The 19,943-nt window shown below is 39.8% G+C and carries 12 protein-coding genes; 7 read left to right on the forward strand and 5 right to left on the reverse strand.

Translation table 11 applies throughout. The annotated features are described in order from the left end of the window. Nucleotides 1-597 precede the first annotated feature (597 nt). Entirely contained in the window at nt 598-807 is a 210-nt protein-coding gene (locus tag RMZ43_RS04390; protein ID WP_322654533.1) for a hypothetical protein, read from the forward strand. Between the two features lie 202 nt (nt 808-1,009). Here RMZ43_RS04390 and RMZ43_RS04395 read toward each other — a convergent pair whose 3' ends face one another. The 3 genes from RMZ43_RS04395 to ruvC all read right to left on the reverse strand — a co-directional run bounded on the left by RMZ43_RS04395 (nt 1,010) and on the right by ruvC (nt 6,161). Beyond that, the gene (locus RMZ43_RS04395; protein WP_322654532.1) at nt 1,010-2,050 is read right to left on the reverse strand and encodes a chemotaxis protein CheB; all 1,041 of its coding nucleotides are present in this window, start codon (nt 2,048-2,050) and stop codon (nt 1,010-1,012) included. Between the two features lie 241 nt (nt 2,051-2,291). Continuing rightward, on the reverse strand, nt 2,292-4,586 hold the full coding sequence (locus tag RMZ43_RS04400; RefSeq protein WP_322654531.1) for an NACHT domain-containing protein: 2,295 nt from the start codon (nt 4,584-4,586) through the stop codon (nt 2,292-2,294). Nucleotides 4,587-5,669: 1,083 nt separating this feature from the next. Beyond that, a complete protein-coding gene (gene ruvC / locus RMZ43_RS04405) occupies nt 5,670-6,161 on the reverse strand; it encodes a crossover junction endodeoxyribonuclease RuvC (protein ID WP_322647630.1) in 492 nt (163 codons plus the stop codon). A 174-nt stretch (nt 6,162-6,335) separates the two neighbouring features. Between ruvC and RMZ43_RS04410 the strand changes: the two genes are divergently transcribed. Together RMZ43_RS04410 and tsaE are read left to right on the forward strand one after the other, a co-directional pair. Continuing rightward, entirely contained in the window at nt 6,336-7,706 is a 1,371-nt protein-coding gene (locus tag RMZ43_RS04410; protein WP_322647591.1) for a gluconeogenesis factor YvcK family protein, read from the forward strand. A 76-nt stretch (nt 7,707-7,782) separates the two neighbouring features. Beyond that, nucleotides 7,783-8,238 (forward strand): tRNA (adenosine(37)-N6)-threonylcarbamoyltransferase complex ATPase subunit type 1 TsaE, encoded by a 456-nt coding sequence (gene tsaE / locus RMZ43_RS04415; protein WP_322647592.1) that lies wholly within the window; start codon nt 7,783-7,785, stop codon nt 8,236-8,238. A 642-nt stretch (nt 8,239-8,880) separates the two neighbouring features. Here the strand turns inward: tsaE and RMZ43_RS04420 are convergent. Both RMZ43_RS04420 and RMZ43_RS04425 read right to left on the reverse strand, forming a co-directional pair. Further along, nucleotides 8,881-10,056, reverse strand: a complete 1,176-nt coding sequence (locus tag RMZ43_RS04420) for a patatin-like phospholipase family protein (RefSeq protein ID WP_322647593.1) — start codon at nt 10,054-10,056, stop codon at nt 8,881-8,883. Nucleotides 10,057-10,506: 450 nt separating this feature from the next. Next, nucleotides 10,507-11,826, reverse strand: coding sequence for a dihydroorotase (locus RMZ43_RS04425; protein ID WP_322654530.1), 1,320 nt, complete (start codon nt 11,824-11,826; stop codon nt 10,507-10,509). A gap of 442 nt (nt 11,827-12,268) precedes the next feature. On the opposite strand from RMZ43_RS04425, the gene lepB reads away from it, so the two are divergent. The 4 genes from lepB (at nt 12,269) to RMZ43_RS04445 (ending at nt 19,825) form a co-directional block, all read left to right on the forward strand. Next, nucleotides 12,269-12,913 carry a signal peptidase I gene (lepB, locus tag RMZ43_RS04430; protein WP_322647595.1) on the forward strand — a complete coding sequence of 215 codons (645 nt, stop codon included), beginning with the start codon at nt 12,269-12,271 and terminating at the stop codon, nt 12,911-12,913. Between the two features lie 134 nt (nt 12,914-13,047). Further along, the gene (locus tag RMZ43_RS04435; protein WP_322647631.1) at nt 13,048-13,833 is read left to right on the forward strand and encodes an MOSC domain-containing protein; all 786 of its coding nucleotides are present in this window, start codon (nt 13,048-13,050) and stop codon (nt 13,831-13,833) included. Between the two features lie 533 nt (nt 13,834-14,366). Beyond that, nucleotides 14,367-17,993, forward strand: a complete 3,627-nt coding sequence (locus RMZ43_RS04440) for an ATP-binding protein (protein WP_322654529.1) — start codon at nt 14,367-14,369, stop codon at nt 17,991-17,993. Beyond that, complete coding sequence (locus RMZ43_RS04445; RefSeq protein ID WP_322647597.1) at nt 17,990-19,825, forward strand: two-component system response regulator; 1,836 nt, start codon at nt 17,990-17,992, stop codon at nt 19,823-19,825. The genes RMZ43_RS04440 and RMZ43_RS04445 overlap by 4 nt, the downstream gene beginning before the upstream one ends. Nucleotides 19,826-19,943: the final 118 nt, after the last annotated feature.

Consider the following 19,943-nt stretch of genomic DNA (forward strand, 5'->3'; position numbering starts at 1 on the left):
AACCCTCCCGTTTTTACGGGGAGGGAAATGGATTTTCGGTTTTCCCCTTTACAAGGGGGGATTAAGGGGGGTAATTCGACTTGTGTATACACGGTAGCCTTTTGAAGGGGGGTTGGGGGGATCGACTCTTAACCGAGCAGTATTGTGTAGAGACGTAGCACTGCTACGTCTCTACAAGGTTTTGGGTTTTATATATGTACTTCATTTACCTGAAATCTGCTGTATAGCAATACAACATTTGATTTGTAAAAATGTGCGGTGTCCAAATTCCTAACTTCTTTGAGGAGTTAGGGAACTAATTTTTTATAAAAGACTTGTGTTCTGGACGAAAGCACTTGTGTTCTGGACGAAAGCACTTGTGTTCTGAACGAAAGCACTTGTGTTCTGCACGAACGCAATTGTGTTCTGCACGAAAGTGCTTGTGTTCTGCACGAAAATGCTTGTGTGTTTGAATTACGTATAAATTGTTTAATCTGCATCTAAAACATTCAAAAGTTATAGATGATATTTAACATCTTTACTTAAAAAGATACAAAACATATTTAATTCATTCTATTAAAACAGTAGGTATCAACTATGAATTGAGGAGTTTTACGCATGACTGCAACCTTTATAAAGCTGCCTAAGTTTCGTAATACCCAATGGGTGAGCTTTGTTGGTGGAGAAGGGATTGTACGAAGCTACAAACCTGAATCTGGCACATGGACGTATCTCATTGAGATGGCATTAGGGCTAGAACCTGACTTTGGCAGAGTTGGTGCAGAAACGATGATACTCCTCAATGAGGCAGATTTGCAGACGATATAAGCAGACTTTTTACAACCTAGTACTGCAAGGCGGAAGTCAAAAGTCACCTTTCGGCTGCGCTCAGGGTAAAAAAGTCAAAACTATTATGGAATAAGCTTTTTAGGAATTTTAAATGGTTGCTCTACTACGCCGTGGCGTACTAGTATTCCTTAAAATTTTAGATTTTTATAACGATAGTGATTAAAGAAGGTTCAGCCTCCAGCTACTCCGGCTGTTCTTCCTCTATTGCGGCAATAGTTCGTTTCGTGGCAAAGCCATTGAGAATGATATCTCGAATTAAAGATACCTCCTTATCTAAATTTATTGCATGATCTTCATATTTTGTTGCGGCACTAGTTAAATTATAGTTTCTCATCCGTTCTGCCATTTGACGCGAGAATGTAACCTTTTCCTCCATTACTCGCACAGCCGACCACAGCGCATTTTCAAGATTCTGAGTTTGCTCTGCCAGGAACACACTAGCTGTAAAGGAATGCCCCGTGTGACAGCGAAACCGTAGCGGCTCTCCTTTGCCAATTTGCCAGATGCTGCCGTTGCATTCAGGGCAGGTGTAAGTCGTTCGAGTCCCGATCGCTTCTACACTCTCCAAAAACTCTTGGGTATTCATCTGCTGTTCAGCAATCTTGGATTCAATTTCGATCTCTTCGGTCACGGGGTATGCCTCCTCCTTGGCGGCGGGTTCTTTTGACAACTGCACTAGCAAGTCTGGGATTTCTGCAAGGGGCAAGCAGTAATCGACCTTTACATACCGCAAGGCGCTCTTTGCCATGCTGGGGTATTCTGCTTCCTTCGGGTCTTGAACGATCGCCACTCCGCCCCGTTTCTTGATTGCCTGCAACCCCACCGTGCCATCATCAAGATAGCCGGTGAGTATCACGCCTACCACCCTTGTACCATAAGCGCGGGCAGCTGAACGAAATAACGCATCGATCGCGGGGCGAAAGCGGTTTTCTTGAGGCCCACGCACGACACGCATTAAGCCTTGGTTGACTAACAGGTGATAATCGGGGGGTGCAATATAGATTCGCCTGTTTTGAATTGACTCTCCATCTACCGGGTGAGATGCTGCGAGAGAGCCTATATCTGTAAGAATTTCGGGGAGAATGCTGGGCTTATCTGCTGCAAGGTGCTGAACAATGAAGAAGACAGCATTAATGTCAGGAGGCACAGCACTCAAGATTACGCCCAGTGCTTTGAGTCCGCCTGCCGAAGTCCCAATAACAATAATCTTGTGTCCAAGCATAGATACCTTTTCTTAATGAATAAAAGCTGCTCAATGTTATCTATGTCTTCTAAATAATTAAACATCTTCTAGTATGAAAATGCCTGTTGGGGAGGGGTGATTCAAGAATTTTTGCAATAGTCTAATGAATATCAAAGCCTCATTAATGAAGTTCCGAGCCTCATTAATGAATATTAAAGACTCATTGTTGCATTCTAAGATATATCTCCTCTCCCACCCCTGCCCCCTGCCCCCTGCCTCATCACAATCCCTGCCATTCCCGCTTGGAGAGTTCTTTCATCGGCAACAACAAACCGGCTTCAATCTCCTGCCGCACAATGTCTGTGATTTCACAGTTGCTATTAAGGCAATCGATAAGCAACTGATTGGCATCGTAATATTGTTGCAATACTTGCTGTTGCTGTGGGCTGAAGTGCCAGTGATGCTGAATTCGATGCTTGGCGATCGCAGTTTTTAACTGTTCTATCCAAGCAGGATAACTTGTTTGCCACCATGTCTGAATCCTTTCTCTACTTTGTTCTGGATCGGGCAGTAGGTCTTTAAGTTCTTGTAAAGCTTGATGTAAGCCAGCATCTTGAACAATTGCTAAAGCACTACTCAGAGCATCATTGCACCCATAGACATTGGTAAAATTAGATTCGCATTCCTTTACTAGATTATCTAATGCCGCATCCAAAAAAATATCTTGATCGAAGATGCAGACAAGGGCAAAGTACGGGGTAAGGTGAGGAGTCTTAGCAAGAGCAAGATAAAACGCCCGAATTGCAGCAGGCACAGGAGCAGCGACAGACTTTTGACTTGTCCAAGTTAAAAATTTTTGCAAATATGGATCTTGAGCCGCTAGCGCATCAATTTCTTGCTTCATCAACAGTACCAAAAAATCTGCATTCCGTAGCATGGCAACCGTTAACAAAAAGATTTCACGCCATCTAGGTTCAGTAATATGAGTCACCAGACGTTCTAAGGGTTGTTTTAATGCTTGTAAATTATAACTGGCAACGATTTTTCGAGCAGTCAGATATTCTTGAAACGTCAAATAAGAGAAAGAGAAAATCCCCCGCACTCGTTCTGCTAGTAATCCATGTTGCAACTCTATCGCCTGAAGTACCCCTTCACTATCTAATTCCAATTCCTCTGGTTCTGTAGAAGCATTCGGCAAATCACCGATATAATCGCTAATGTGTTGTTCAACAATGCGTTGTTCAAAAAAGTAATTACCCTGCTCAAATGTCGCGCTAGCAACTTGACTCAGCAACTTAAGTTTTTGTGGTAATAAAAAACCTTGGTATACTTCATCCCGCTCAATTGCTTTAGTTTCGTCCCATTTACCTAGGAGCAGGTCTAAACACTGCTTATAAAAAGCAGATTTTTGGGTTGGAAATTTGTTCTGGTGATGAAAAACCCAGCAGGCGAGATGCAAAAACAAGGGAGTGACAGCAAGTCTTTGAAATTGTAAATTTTCGGGTAAATCTAGTTTCTCAATAAACTCAAATGCCTGTTCTTGTTTATTCTCAATGTTCGTTTTCGTAACTGCTGTAAACCACTTCTGAGCAAAAGCAACAATTTGATCTTGACTAAAAGGGGCAATTTCAACATCTGTAAAGCGTCTGAGGTTCAAAGCTTTAGCTGCCGTGCGGCAGGTGACGACAAACATATTTTTTTGAGACTTTTCAGATAGTCTGCGAATCTCATTGACGACACCCTTACTCTGTTGATGGAGTACTTCATCTAATCCATCCAGCAAAAGCAATACTCTACCTGACAACAACAAAGTTTCCAGTACAGATGGATCTGAAATTCCACAGGTGAGGAAGTCTTCGCAAATATAGTTCAGTAAATTGAACTCTCCTGCAACTCTCGTTTTGTCGGCAAAATCTCTTAAGGTGACAAAAATAGGAACCCGATTTGCTGCAAATCTCCCTCGGTTGCATTGAATCGCCAGATGTTGTAAGAAAGTGGTTTTACCTGTTCCCGGTTTACCCAACACCCGCAGCTTTGAGTAAGTTTGAACTGCTGTGATCCCCGCTATTTGTGTCTGAGATACTTCACCTAAACCAAAGCGGTCAAATTCTTTTGATGTAAAGTTTTGCAAATCAGCAAACTCTAACCACTGAAGGCTGGCAATCTCCTCCAAAATGTTGACATCAATGTAAATGTCGTCGATTCTAACGGGGCGAGTAACATCTAATAACTGCAAAGTGCCGCACTGGTCTTGAATTTTGTCGAAGCGTTGCGATTGCACTTGTTGTACTAGAGCATCAATATCTAAAAATTCAGCATTACCCAGTTCTTTTGATTCAGAGAATTCTTCTGGAGAATTAGCCGCAATTTCCCGCCAATTCAACGACAACACAGAACAAATGTCTATAAAAATATGACGCTCAACAGGACGCCCAGTAAAAAACCGCCAAATTGGTTGGCGAGTCTTTAAGTTGACTTCAAGAGCTAAATTATCTTGTGTCCACCCCTTATGAGCGAACGCTTTTTTGGCTTGTTGAATCCCGGCGAGGGATGCTTGGAGCGATCGCTTAACCATAGAAGCTTACACACATCAAATAATAATTCTTCCAGTTGACATTATTGCAACATACAGTTTTGGAACTACTTAGAAAATAAGTAAGCTATTTTAGCTATTTTTAAATGTTAATGATTTGTTTCAAGCAGCTTCAGCCAATATCTTATAATTGCATTATTTCAGTAAAATGTAAAAAATTAGTATTTTTTGCAACTTTGTACTGAATTTTAGAGAAAGTTTTTGTATATATAATACCTTTAGTGGTATGGCAAGCTTAAAATTTATGTACGATTAAGTACTTGTAATTATTGTACCACTTCTGTTAAGTGTACTTGTGTATCAAGTTAGATTGTTATGATCAATATTTAAATAAGTGAGATTAAACTGGTGATTTAAAGGTTTACCTGCCGACATAAGCCTTAGATTCTCAAGTCCTTTTATTGTGTTGTTAGCTGGCTTTTAAACATAATTCACTCTCAGATACATGAGCAAGGCAAACGCATTTGAAATATAATATTTTTACTATTAATTTCAATAGTTATAACGTTTTATTTTTAAGAATACTTATTAATCAGAATCTTTATTAACAATAAATAATACATACGCAACCTTGCCAAAATAAGAAACAATACACTTCAGTTAAGCCCCAAATCCAATGCAAGAGACGTTGCAATTGCTAGTCTATACATACCCAAAATCAATACCAAAAATCCTTAACCCAAGCGTATTAAAATAAGAAATTGAATTTCGTGTCAATGGTGGAGTTCGGCGTGAGCGCTCAGTCGAACGCTCAATAGACCTCTTGCAAAAGTACTTTTTGCAAGAGGGGAAAAAGGGGTTCATGTTAAAGGGGAAGGGGATAATACAGAACCTTTCCCCGTTCCCCCTTACCCTTTTCCCGACTTATGCAAGAAGTCTAATAAATGGTAAAACACCACACTAAATTGAAAATTTGGTGCAAAACTATCAATGCTGGATCGAAATCCCTCACTGATAGCGCAGCGTTAGCGTACCACTGCGTGGAAGCAAGCTACGCGTAGCGTCTCGTAGAGAGGAACGAGCGTCGCATCTTAATTCTGACAAACTTTATTGTCTTTTTACAATCTACAGCTGGTAAGAAGCCGTCAAAGCCACCGCCAAAGCATCCGCAGCATCATCTGGCTTAGGAATATGATCTAAATCCAACTCCCGCGCCACCGCTTCTTGCACTTCCGACTTATCGGCATTGCCATACCCTGTTAAAGCTTGTTTAATTTGAGCAGGAGTATACTCTACATAAGGAAGACGACGTTGGCCCAATACTAAAATAACTATACCCCGCGCCTGTGCAACCAGTATTGTACTTGACATCCGATAGAAGAATAGTTTCTCGATCGCAACCAAATCTGGTTTAAATTCCTCAATCACGGTGTGTAAATCATCAAACAAGGTACATAAACGCAGTCCCATTTCTACATCTGCTGAGGTTTTTATTACCCCAAAATCCAGCATATTTACTGTAGTCTCTGGTATCTTGTTAGGAGTTTGTATGCAGCTAATTGCCCCAAATCCTAAAATTGCCAGTCCTGGATCTAATCCTAAAATTCGTTTTTCTATTAAATTCATTTTTATCAAGCTAAGGTATTGTTTAACTAGGAATACTGGCAATTTTGACCACTTGCTCTTAGTCTAATGGAATAGACAAATATAATAGTTTCACGCCAAGTGTTTTAAACCAAGTGGTGTAAATTTTTTGTTAGTTATTGTTTGTAGCACTGCTGTAAATCAGGTATGTCAATTGGTTTTCTCAGACAAGTCCTCAACGCCCTGCAAAAGCAGTCGCGCTCTCGTACTTCCTATCGTGTTAACCAGTGGTTCAAATGGTTATCCCCTGGACTATCGGTAAAACGTTGGTTGTTAATCAGTATTGGGGGTGTACTGCTGGCGAGTTTGGGGTTAGCTATTTGGATTAAGTTGACCCCAATTTTTTGGATGATCGAGTTTTTTAGGAATCTTCTGGGAGTAATCACCAACATTTTACCCAACTATGTTAGTGGGCCTTTGGTGCTGCTTGGCGGCTTGCTGTTAGTGCTTTGGGGGCAAACTCGCACTGTCGGCTCAATTACTAAAGTACTAAGAGCAGAAGGGGGAGAGGAACTCATTGATGTTTTACTGGCCCATCATCGATTGTATCGAGGCCCGAAAATAGTGGTAATTGGTGGTGGTACGGGACTTTCTACGTTGTTGAGAGGACTAAAAACCTACAGCGCTAATATTACTGCTATTGTCACTGTTGCCGATGATGGTGGATCTTCTGGGCGGTTGCGTCAAGAATTTGGAGTGTTACCACCAGGGGATATTCGCAATTGTTTGGCTGCATTAGCAGATGAAGAAAAGTTATTAACAGAATTGTTTCAATACCGTTTTCGGGCTGGAGATGGGTTAACAGGTCACAGTTTTGGTAATTTGTTTTTAACGGCAATGAGTGATATTACTGGAGATTTAGAACAAGCAGTTGCAGCCAGTTCTAAAGTGCTAGCAGTACGGGGACAAGTACTACCAGCAACTCTTAGTGATGTTCGTCTCTGGGCAGAATTAACCGATGGTCGCCGCATTGATGGGGAGTCTAGCATTCCCAAGGCTGGCGGTAAAATTGTCAAAATTGGTTGCATTCCAGCTAATCCTCCAGCAGTACCAGCAGCTATTAAGGCAATTAAAGAAGCTGATTACATTATTATTGGCCCAGGTAGCCTTTATACAAGCCTGATTCCTAATTTATTAGTACCAGAAATTGCCGATGCGATCGCTCAAACAGATGCTCCCCGTATTTATATCTGCAATATAATGACTCAACCAGGAGAAACTGAAGGCTACACTGTTGCAGATCATATCAGAGCAATTGATGCTGCTTGTGGAGAAAGGCGGCTATTTGATGCTGTACTAATCCACAAAAAATCCCCGTCGGAGCAATCACTCATCCGCTACGCCGAACAAAACTCCCATCCCGTTTTCCTGGATAGAGAAGCCGTAACTCAGCTTGGACGAAGGATTGTTCTAGCTAATGTTTTGTATGAAGATGAAACGGGTGTTATCCGTCACAACCCGCAGAAACTAGCACAAGTGTTGTTGCGGTGGTATGGTAAAGGTCATCACGGTAAGTAGTCATTTGTCATTTGTCATTTGTCATTTGTGAATAACCAATGCCCCATGCCCCATGCCCCATGCCTAATGACTAATTATGAAAATTTTTCTTGCAGATACAGAAGCGACTCTACGCTTAGGTATTACTCTCGGTGAATCCCTAACTCCTGGCAGTGTAATTTTACTAGAAGGTGATTTAGGTGCTGGTAAAACTACCCTAGTTCAAGGTATTGGCAAAGGTTTGGGAATCACTGAACCTATTGTCAGTCCCACTTTCACCCTGATTAATGAGTATACGGAAGGACGCCTGCCCCTTTATCACCTAGATTTATATCGCCTAGAACCACAAGAAGTTGCAGCCCTGAATTTAGAAAGTTACTGGGAAGGTGTTGAAGTCATACCAGGAATTGTGGCAGTTGAATGGGCAGAACGATTGCCTTACAAGCCAAATAGCTATTTAAGTGTAAGCTTGATTTATGGGAATGAGGGCACTCGTCAAGTGGAACTCATCCCATTCAATTGTGCCATTAGCGAAGTTATTGCCGCGATTTAAGCTGATCTCCCGACTTAGGTACGAGAATTGTCACTTTATTAATATGTAATACGAGAAAATTTTTGCAAACAGTCGAGGGAGAACTCCACACTCGTTCTATCTGCCACTACCACGCTCACCACTGTAAATTACTAACATTGTTATCTTAACCTAAAATAAATTAAAAAATTTTGTAACAGCAGCTTTATTGCTGCGATAATCAGTTAAAAACTGATTTAGATGGTCTATAAATAAAGAAAATGTAAACTGTTGTTGGGTTAAATAAGAGTTTTTACAAAACTTAGTCAGCTTGGTTTTACCCGATTGGTTCTTTACTGTCATTAAAAGAACAAATCTGGATTATTTAGCAGCCAAAGCTAGTAGAGACAAGTTAAACAACATCAAGCAAGTTATGTAGAAGTTGTCTAACTTTTCCTTATCCTCAATATACCCAAATTAAAGTCAAAATATATACACAGAAATACTGAATTATCAAATATTTGAAAATTAATTTAAATAGCAAGAAATTATTCTATTCACATCTGTAATTAATACTGATATCAATAAATTAAAGAAAACATCTCGTATTTATACGCTAGTTATGTATAAATACGAAATGTTTTTTCCTTTACTAATTGATATGAATATGTCTACGTAGATGCACTAGTTATCTTTTATAAAAGAGGCGATCGCCTCCTTGATCGGAGAACCAGAGTCGTCTCTGGTATAGTAAGTAAGACCTTTATCAATAAATGCAGCAGTAGTATTTATTAACTGTTCAATAATCTCCAAACTAGCATTATCTATTTCTGGACTGACTTTTTCCCCTGTAAATCGGTTTTTTCGCTCTTCTGGAGGTAATACAATCCGAGGATCTTTATAAGTCTCGTCTGGCTTGGCTTTAAATGTCTCATTTAAGTCAAACTGAAGCCGTAAGTAACGTTTAGAATCGTATCCGCCCATAATTTGCCGACAAATAGTACTATCAATCTCAGATGTAGGTTCCATAAAGATATTAGTAAGATTTTGTATCCAGTCTAAACCTCTCCATTTACTTATTTGCTTATATTGATATGGTTCACCAGTTTGACCTGTGCCAATAGAAAGAATAGAAATATCTTCCAATCTTAGATTATCCAGTTTATATTTTTGCTTAATTGTTGGAGAGACTGAAGATTGACTGATCCTCATAGCTAGACTTAAGGCTGCAAGACAGGGATTGTTGGCAGAAACTCCTCCATCAATGTGGGGAAATTCCCAATCACCAAATTTTTCTTTATCTACAGGTTCTAATTTATATGGTGGAAAAAAAGTAGGAGCTGAGGCAGAAGCAGTACATATCTGCCATAAATAACAGTCATCGTACCATCTGTCTCCTAAATCGGGATGGCAATTAGTAAAAAAGGTTGTATTACGATATAATGTATCGTAAGCAAGAATCAAAATAATCGGTTTTTCAATATCTTTTATTTTTGTAGATTTATAGGTATCTTTGAGGGCGTTAATAATTCCATCATGAGAATATTTAGGCCCTGAAAATACATCAAGAATTGATTTGATGATGGGCGGCAAGTTTTTATAGCGGTCTTTTCTTTCTAACGGGAAGATATCTTGACCTCTATCTTTATACAGGTTAATGAGTTCATGACTCTCCTTTCCTAAAGCGATCGCTCCTGTTAACATTGAACCAGTAGAAGTGCCAGAAATCAGATCAAAGTATTCGTATAAAAAGTTTCCTTTACCCTGGTTTCTAATTTCTTGCTCTACTTCTTGAAGTATTCGTGCTGCAATGACTCCGCGAACACCGCCACCGTCTAAAGCTAAAATCTTGAAGGACATAGCAATTCTCTTTGATTATTTCTATAGTTATGTTTCCGGGCATAGTTTCTGGGAACAAGCATCATGAGATGAATCGCAATATGGTTCTATTTGCTTGTTTGTTTTTATCCAAATGGAAGAATAGCTAAGTTTTTTAGAAACCGCCAAGTATGCAAAGCAGGGAAAAGAAAAATAAATAGGTAATCCATTGCAAGAAAGGATTAGTTATTGAAGTTTTGACTTGAAACACTTATAAATAAATTCAGGATTTAAAATTGCAATCTCTGATACAGCGACTAGTCAATACCTTTAGGTAAAAGGGTAAAGGGAAAAAAAAAGATTGTTGTCTTTTAGCTTTAACCAAATGGCATTGATCTAGTCTTAACTTGGGATAGATAAAAATCTTGCCCGTTCAAGTATGGCTTTGATGTCTAATTGTTTGTCTACTACATAAGCTTAAATAAAGATTTCCTACAAGAAAGTTAAAGCTTGACCCCGCACTTGTGTATTTACCTGACCTTTGTCATAAACAACTTCACCACCGACAATGGTGGTTGTAGCCCAGCCGGTGAGGTTCCAGCCTTCAAAGGGACTCCAACGGCATTTGGTTAACAGTTCTTCGCGCCGGACTGGATGGTATGTGTTTAAATCTACAAGCACTAAATCAGCATCATAACCAGGCGCGATCGCTCCTTTATTGGGAATACCATAAGCTACAGCTACATTTTTTGACATCCAGTTAACAACTTGAGCAACAGTACATTTTCCCTCTATCGCCGCAGTTAACATCAAAGCTAGAGAAGTTTCCACCCCAGGCATTCCCGAAGGAGTATTGGGGTATTCTTGAGCTTTTTCTTCTAAGGTGTGCGGCGCGTGATCTGTAGCGATAAAATCAATCACGCCATCGCGCAAAGCTTGCCAGAGAACTTCATTATCGTGGGGCGATCGCAAAGGTGGATTCATCTGTGCTAAAGTGCCAATTTCCTCGTAAGCACTGGTGTTCAACAACAAATGCTGTGGTGTCACTTCTGCTGTTACCCAACTAGGTTTCTCCTGACGCAGTAAATCTGCTTCTTCAGCAGTTGACATGTGCAGAATATGCAAACGACGTTGATATTTTTGAGAAAGTTTTAATGCCAGTTGGGTTGCCAGCAAGGCCGCTTGATTATCTTGAATTTGCGAGTGAACGGCTGGATCGTGGATATTAGCAAATTCTTGGCGGCGTTGGTTAATTCTAGCTTGGTCTTCGGCATGAACAGCAATTAAGCGATCGCCTTTAGCAAATATCGCCTCCAATGCTGTTTCGCCATCAACCAACAACTGACCATGCATCGACCCCATGAAAATCTTAATTCCCGGTGTTGGCTTTGCTAAGAGCAAATCTGGTAGATTCTCTGCTGTTGCCCCAATAAAAAAGCCATAATTAACCAAGGACTTTTGTGAGGCACGTTGTAGCTTATCGTCTAAAGCCTGCTGTGTCGTTGTCAAAGGGCGGGTATTGGGCATTTCTAAAAAAGAAGTGACTCCTCCTTTAGCACAAGCGGAGCTGGCGGTGAATAAATCTTCCTTGTGTTCTAGTCCAGGTTCTCGGAAATGCACCTGCGGATCGATGACTCCTGGCAACAAAGTTAACCCTTCTGCGTCAATTTCAGTGGCTACTGCCGTTTCAGTGATTTCTGGTGCAACTTCGACTATTTGGCGATCGCGGGTCAATACATCCCCAATCATCAGTTCCCCATTGGGTAGAATTATCCGAGCGCGACGAATCAGTAAAATTTGTGGAGATGACATAAGGTTAATAAAGTTGAGATAGGGAGCTATGTATTACAGAGAATTATGCTTTTAGGTTAAACTTATTCGCGATCGGAGTAACCAATTTTTGCTGGGCGTTAAAAAAAAGTTTATTTTTAATTTATGAAGAACCCCGTCAATCAATTTTGGATTTTAGATTTTAGGTTGCACCTTTGGTGCGCTTCCAGCGCAACTTGGATTTTGGATTGACCGTAGCCTTGGAAGGGATGCGGCTTGGGTATTTTATATTGGTTTCGCCTACCAGAGGCGAGTCATAACTCACAACAAACACCCTAATCTAAAATCTAAAATCCCCAATCTAAAATTGGTACTTAAGATGGGAGCATGACTAGGAAATTAAAATTTCCCCGTTAACATTAACAGATAAAGTGTCACTAAGCGAGTTAATTACCTACATCTTTCCTTCAGTTTAAGTAATTTCATGCAAAATAAAGTGTCTGATAACAACTCTAGTCAACAACCCGATAATTCTTGGATCGCAGAGCTAGGTAGAACAATTGTATTGAGCATTGTTCTAGCTCTGGGAATTCGTACCTTTGTTGCTGAAGCACGCTGGATTCCTTCTGGATCGATGGAACCGACTCTGCATGGTACGCCAAACCAGTGGGAAGCAGATAAAATCATTGTCGATAAGTTGAAGTATAAATTTGCTGACCCGCAACGGGGAGATATTGTAGTATTTTCGCCAACAAAAGAGCTACAAAAAGAACAATACCAAGATGCTTTTATTAAACGTGTAATTGGCTTACCTGGAGAAAAAGTACAACTTAAGGATGGCAAAGTCTATATCAATAATAAACCCCTCCCAGAAAGCAATTACCTTAGTTCTGGTCAAACTACAGTTATTGATGTTTGCCAATCAGGGCCACAGCCACCTTTTTTGGCGAAACCCCAGACTATACCAATCGGTTCATATTTAGTACTAGGTGATAATCGTAACAATAGTTACGATGGTCGTTGCTGGGGTGTTGTCCCCCGCGAGAATATTATTGGACGGGCTGTAGTTCGGTTCTGGCCTCTAAATCATATTGGAGGAATAGATAAATCGCCGATATATCCTAATTAACAATATTATTGACGTTCCCCTGGTTGAACAAGTAACAAGAGTGCTTACTCTGGAAAACCAGAGGAGTCATTAGTCATTAATCAAAAGTTAGAAATTCTTCCCCTAGCCCCTGCTCTCTGCCTCTCAATGCTATGATGCCTTACTTAGCTAATATTTTACTGTATCCAGTTAAGTCACTGGATGGTGTTGAAGTTGAGAACGCGAGAGTTCTTGCCAGTGGCGCACTACAGCATGACCGCGAGTTTGCCATTTTTGACGAACAGGATAGATTTGTTAATGGCAAACGTCATGCTAAAATCAATTTAATAAGAGCGCGATTTGCACTCTCAAATAGAACTATCTCGTTGCACATCCCAGGCGGCAACTTACAACAAATTTTCCATCTTGATGAGGAACGGCCAGCATTAGAAGCAACTATGAGTAATTTTTTTGAGTTTGCTGTCACATTAAGGCAAAATTCTCTGATGGGTTTTCCTGACGATACGCACTCACCTGGCCCAACGGTAATTAGTACAGCAACATTGGCAGAAGTAGCTTCTTGGTTTCCCGGTTTAAGTGTAGATGAAATACGCCGTCGAATGCGTGCCAACATCGAGATTGATGGTGTACCAGCATTTTGGGAAGATCAGCTATTTAGTGAACAAGGTAATTTAGTCTCCTTTCGAGTAGGAGATGTAGATTTTTTTGGGGTTAATCCATGTCAGCGTTGTATAGTCCCAACACGCGATTCTTACTTAGGGAAAGCTTACCCAAACTTTCAAAAAATCTTTGTAACCCAGCGACAAGTAACTCTACCAAATTGGGTTGCTTCATCGCCTTTTAATCACTTTTACAGATTGAGTGTCAATACCCAATTACCCCCATCCTCAGCCGGAAAAATTTTACAAATCGGCGATGAGGTTGACATATTTATACAATAAAATTAACATTTATTTAAAATAAAAAATATTAAGTAAATTTTTTTAGATTTATTTATTTTGACTCTGCATTTATATGAAAATTTTAAAATTGCTGTACTTAATTTTTGTACAAATTCAACGGTTTTAAGACCGGAAAATCAAGATATCAGCAATTAAAAATTAAATTTAGGATTAGGTACTAATGACGACCTGAATTTTAGAATGGCATACTGTAGCTTATCGGTTAAATTTTATTTCATCCGAGAAAATCTGATAAAACTGAGTACATTCAGGTGCTATGTCTACGAAGTGCTATGAAGTTCAAACGCTGTTGTAGCCAAAACTCACTATGGGCGTCGCTAAGTCTGAAAATTAGACCTTAAAGGAATTTAGCCAATGCAAAAAGTAAAAAATATTTTTTTGTATTATTTGATACTCATTATTTTAAATAAATGTCATAGTAAATGCATAATATGCCGTAATTATCCTGATATTAAATGTAGCTGATATGGCAAAAATACCCCTAATCTATGCTGGGGAAGAATTAAACAACAATGTTATCCAAACTTCAGCCGATCAAATCTATTAATCGCTTAGTTGGCAAAGTTTATGCCAATATGCCCTTGAGGTATGTTCTGATTGTGCCCTTTATATTGCAAATTTGTGGCGCGGTGGGACTTGTGGGCTACCTTTCGTATCAAAACGGCCAAAAAGCGGTAACGGAGCTTGCTAATCAATTAGAAAATGAAATCTGCGATCGCATTGAACAGCATCTTGATAGCTATTTAACAACCCCGAAGCAAATTAATCAAATCAACTTAGATGCGATTGAGCTAGGTTTGCTCAATCTTTCGGATTTTCAAACCATCGGTAATTACTTTTGGAAACAAATGCATGTTTTCAATGTTGGCTATAACAGCTTTGCCAATGCTAAAGGTGAATTTATCGGTGTTGAACGTTTAAATAATGGCAAGCTCTTAATTAATGAAGTTAGCGAAAAGCATGGCCTCGGCAAACTTTATGTTTATCCTACAGACAACCAAGGAAATCGCCGCCATTTACAGGAAGTTAAAAACTACGATCCTCGCCTAGAAGCTTGGTATACAGATCCAGTCAAGTTAGGTAAACGAGTTTGGAGTCAAATTTATCAATGGGAAGATAAACCAGAAATTATATCCATATCTTCCAGCTATCCTGTTTATGATAAAAATCGCAAATTTGTTGGGGTGATTAGTGTTGATTTGCTATTATCACAAATAGGCAATTTTTTAGCCAATTTAAAGATTAATGATTCGGGTAAAACTTTTATTTTAGAGCGTTCTGGGTTAATAGTGGCTTCTTCTACTAGCGAACCACCATATACCATCATGAATGGTAAGGGAAAACGTCTATCAGCATTAAATAGCCAAAATTATTTAATTAGACTCACAACACAGTTTTTGATCAAACGTTTTGGCAGTCTTAAGTTTGTTGGAGAGAAGCAACAGCTAAGTTTTACCGCCGATGGAATGCGTTATTTTGTGCAGGTAAAAAGCTGGAGGGATCAACTGGGTTTAGATTGGCTAATTGTAGCAGTGATTCCCGAAGGCGAATTCATGGAGCAAATTAACGCTAACACCCATATCACTATTTTGCTCTGCATAGTTGCTTTTTTAGTCGCTACAAGAATTGGAATTTTGACTAGTCGCTGGGTAATTAAGCCGATTTTAGAATTAAACACATCAGCAAAGAAAATTGCTAAAGGTGAATGGGAGGAAATACCAGAAATTCAGCGTTTCGATGAACTGGGAGAACTAGCCAAGTCATTTGAAACTATGGCAAAGCAACTCCAAGTCTCATTCAATAGTTTAGAAGCAAAGAATGCTCAGATGCAAGTCTTAAATGAGGCGCTATCTCACAGTCAGAGTCGGCTAACTCAATTTTTAGAAGCTATGCCAATAGGTGTATTTATCATAGATGCTGAAGGTGAACCTTATTACACAAATACAATAGGGCAGCAAATTCTTGGTCAAGGAGCGATCGCACAAGTTAGCAGCGAGCAATTGTCAGAAGTATATCAAGCTTATCTTGCTGGGACAGATCAACTTTACCCCAGCGATCGCCTGCCGATATTGAGAGCATTGCTTGGGGAAAGCGCCAGGATTGATGATATGGAAATTCGCCATTCTGACAAAAGTATTCCCATTGAAGTTTTGGGAAAGCCAATTTATGATGAATCAGGAAATCTTGCTTTTGCGATCGCTACATTTTTTGATATTACCCAACGCAAACAAGCAGAAAACTTATTAGCAGAATACAATCGCACCTTAGAGGCTCAAGTAAAAAAACGGACTGAAGAGTTCCAGCAAGCGATCGAGCAACTGCAAATCACCCAACAAGAACTAATTCAATCGCAAAAAATTGCCGCACAAGAACAACAAGCAGCCATTCGTGAAGCGGCGCGAAGCACCGCCGCCAACCGAGCCAAAAGCGAATTCCTTGCTAACATGAGCCACGAACTGCGTACCCCACTCAATGCCATTCTCGGTTTTAGCCAAGTTATGAGCCGAGATTATTCCCTATCTGGCGAACATCAAGAAAATTTAGCAATTATTAATCGATCTGGCGAACATCTACTTAATTTAATTAACGACATTCTAGAAATGTCTAAAATCGAAGCTGGCAGAATTACATTAAATAGCAACAGCTTTGACTTAATTCATGTATTGAAGAAGTTAGAAAAGATGCAACACGCAAGTGCTGCATCTAAAAATTTAGAATTGGTGTTTGAATATGCACAAAACATTCCTAAATACATAGAAACGGACGAAAATAAACTGTGTCAAGTCTTGCTTAACCTCTTGGGAAATGCCATTAAATTTACTAATACTGGGAGGGTGACACTAAGGGTGAGATTAGAGGCTGGTTGGGAGAGCGGTGAGCAGGGGGAGATGCGGGAGCAATATCCTCCTCATCCCCCTCATCTCTTCTTCGAGGTACAAGACACTGGCTGCGGTATTACCCCACAAGAAATTGACTTGTTGTTTGAAGCTTTTGAGCAAACCGAAATCGGCAGAAAATCCCAACAAGGGACGGGACTGGGTTTAGCGATTAGCCGAAAATATGTGCAACTGATGGGAGGAGATATTACTGTCAACAGTATACCGGGTGTCGGTAGTAGATTCGCCTTTAATATTCAGATTGCTCTAGCTTGCCCCAGAGAAATCCCGACAAATCAAATTAGATACCAAATTTTAGCTTTAGCACCGGCTGAGAAAGCATACCGTATCTTAGTAGTTGACGACTCCAAAGAAAGCCGATTGTTGCTAGTTAAAATTCTTACATCTGTTGGCTTTGAAGTCAGAGAAGCTACAGATGGTAGTGAAGCAATTGCTAATTGGGAATCTTGGCAACCACACGTAATTTTTATGGATATGCGAATGCCGGTCATGGATGGTTACGAAGCAACAAGAATAATTAAAGCTAAACAAACTAAACAAATAGGGTATGGGGTAGCCAATGCGTTACGAAGGTTCCCAAACTCGGAACAGATGCTGTCATCGGGGAGCCAATACCTTGCGGGAGAATTCCCAGATTCCGGCGAGTCCAAAATTCTCAAAGTATCCCTTTTAAAAAGCCAGCTAGGCGTCGCGTCCCCCACCCTAGAAGCAACTAGTGTCATGGAAAATGATGCAAATGATGCATCCACAAAGCGATCGCCAACAGCCTTGGCTCCTCCTTCTAACTTATCTGAGGCAAAGCAGAGTTACTCCAATACACACACGATCGTTATTGCCCTAACTGCTAGCGCCTTTGAAGAAGAACGCCAGAAAATTTTATCTATTGGCTGTGATGATTTTATTCGCAAGCCATTCATCCAAGAAGTATTATTGGAAAAACTGAGCCAACATTTGGGTGTAAAGTATACCAACCAAGTAGAAACCACAAACACAACAGTTGCCGATCAACCTACACAGATATTTATCAGTGTTACCGAACTCCTGAGCCGTTTATCACAAATGTCACCTGAGTGGCTCCAACAGATTTACTATGCCGCAGCTAGCTGTAGCGATGAATTGATTTTAGAGTTACTTAAGCAAATTCCATCAGATAATAGTCAAGTTTTTAAAGTTCTTAGGGATTTAGCGAATAACTACCAGTTTGAGAAAATCATGGAATTGACTAAAACAAACGTAGAATGAATTACGAGCATTTAGACCCTAATAAAAAAGATATTTTGATCGTTGACGATATGGCGGATAATCTCCGGGTTTTATCCTCCATATTGACCAGGGAAGGGTATAGCGTTCGTAAAGCCTTGAATTGGCAAATGGCACTGACAGCAACTCAAACAGTATTACCGGATTTGATTCTACTTGATATTATGATGCCAGAAGTAGATGGCTATGAAATTTGTCAGACCTTAAAAGGTTGGGAGCTAACAGCCGATATTCCGGTGATTTTTATTAGTGCTTTAGATGATGTTTTTGACAAAGTGAAAGCCTTTAAGGTTGGTGGTGTAGACTACATCACCAAACCTTTTGAGTTCCAAGAAGTTTTAGTGCGCGTGCAAAATCAACTGGCATTGAGGTCAGCGCGATTAGAAATATTGAAGCTAAATGTTGAATTGGAAGATCGGGTAAAACAGCGCACTGGGGAGCTAGAAAAAACTCTCCAAAAACTCCAAGAAGAAATCAATTCCCGCCAAAAATTGCAAAGTCAACTGCTAGACATAGCGCTGCATGATTCCCTAACTGGATTACCAAACCGAATTTTGTTTATTAGGCGACTAAAAAATGCTTTAAATCGAGCCAAGGAAGAATCTAGTTATCAGTTTGCACTCCTTTTTTTGGACTGCGATCGCTTCAAAGTGATCAATGATTCCCTTGGACATCTGGTGGGAGATGAATTGCTAATAGCGATCGCTTACCGCCTCCAAGCATGTCTGATACCTAGTCATACTTTAGCACGATTGGGCGGTGACGAGTTTGGAATTCTCCTAGAAAATATCACAGATATCAATGTGGCAATTCAAGTTGCCGAACAAATTCTGCAACAGCTATCACTCGCTTTTAAGCTGTCCAGATATGAAGTATTTATGAATGCCAGTATTGGGATTAGTTGGGGTAATAAAGATTATGATCGCCCAGAGTATTTGCTACGGGATGCTGATACAGCCATGTATCGAGCCAAGGCTCAAGGAAGAGCCAAATATCACGTTTTCAATCCAACGATGCATCAAGAAGCTATTCAGCTTTTAGAGTTAGAAAATGATCTGCGAAGGGCTGTTGAAAGACAAGAATTTCTCGTTTATTATCAGCCAATTATTTCCCTGGTTACAGGCAGAATTTCTGGATTTGAAGCTTTGGTACGTTGGCAACATCCGATTCGCGGTCTGGTTTCTCCTATAGAATTTATTCCTGTGGCAGAAGAAACAGGTTTGATTAATGCTATTAATACTTGGGTATTACAGTCAGCTTGTCATCAACTGAGCATCTGGCAACATTATCCAGTGACACCAGAACCTCTAACTATGAGTATCAATTTGAGCGCACGGTTATTTTTACAGCCTAATTTAGTAGAACAAATTGACCGAATAATTTATGAAAATAAAATAAATCCCGCATACCTAGAATTAGAAATTACAGAAAGTGTAATCATGGAAAATACTAATGCAATTGAAATAATTCTTAAACAACTAAAGCAACGCCAAATCAAGTTGATTATGGATGATTTTGGTACAGGATATTCTTCTTTGAGTTACTTACACAGCTTTCCTTTTAATGCACTCAAAATTGATAAATCTTTCGTTAAACGTATGCAGGAAAATAAAGAGAACATGGGATTAGTACCAGCAATGATTGGCATTGCTAACTCAATGGGAATGAGTGCGATCGCTGAAGGTGTCGAAACCCAAGAACAGCTAGCCCAATTGAGAAGTTTAAACTGTAACTTTGCTCAAGGATATCTGTTTTCTAAACCCATAGAACAACAATTGGTTATTAAATTACTTGCTGTATCACCTCAATGGTAACTATCAAATAACACCCATAAAAATTTTATTTTTGACGCTCGGCTAGATAATATACTGCTGTAAACAGGCGAGCAAGTTCGCAAACTTCCTAATTGACTAATATAGCAATCTTATTTGA

This window comes from Nostoc sp. CmiVER01 (genome assembly GCF_034531135.2).
GTDB lineage: Bacteria > Cyanobacteriota > Cyanobacteriia > Cyanobacteriales > Nostocaceae > Nostoc.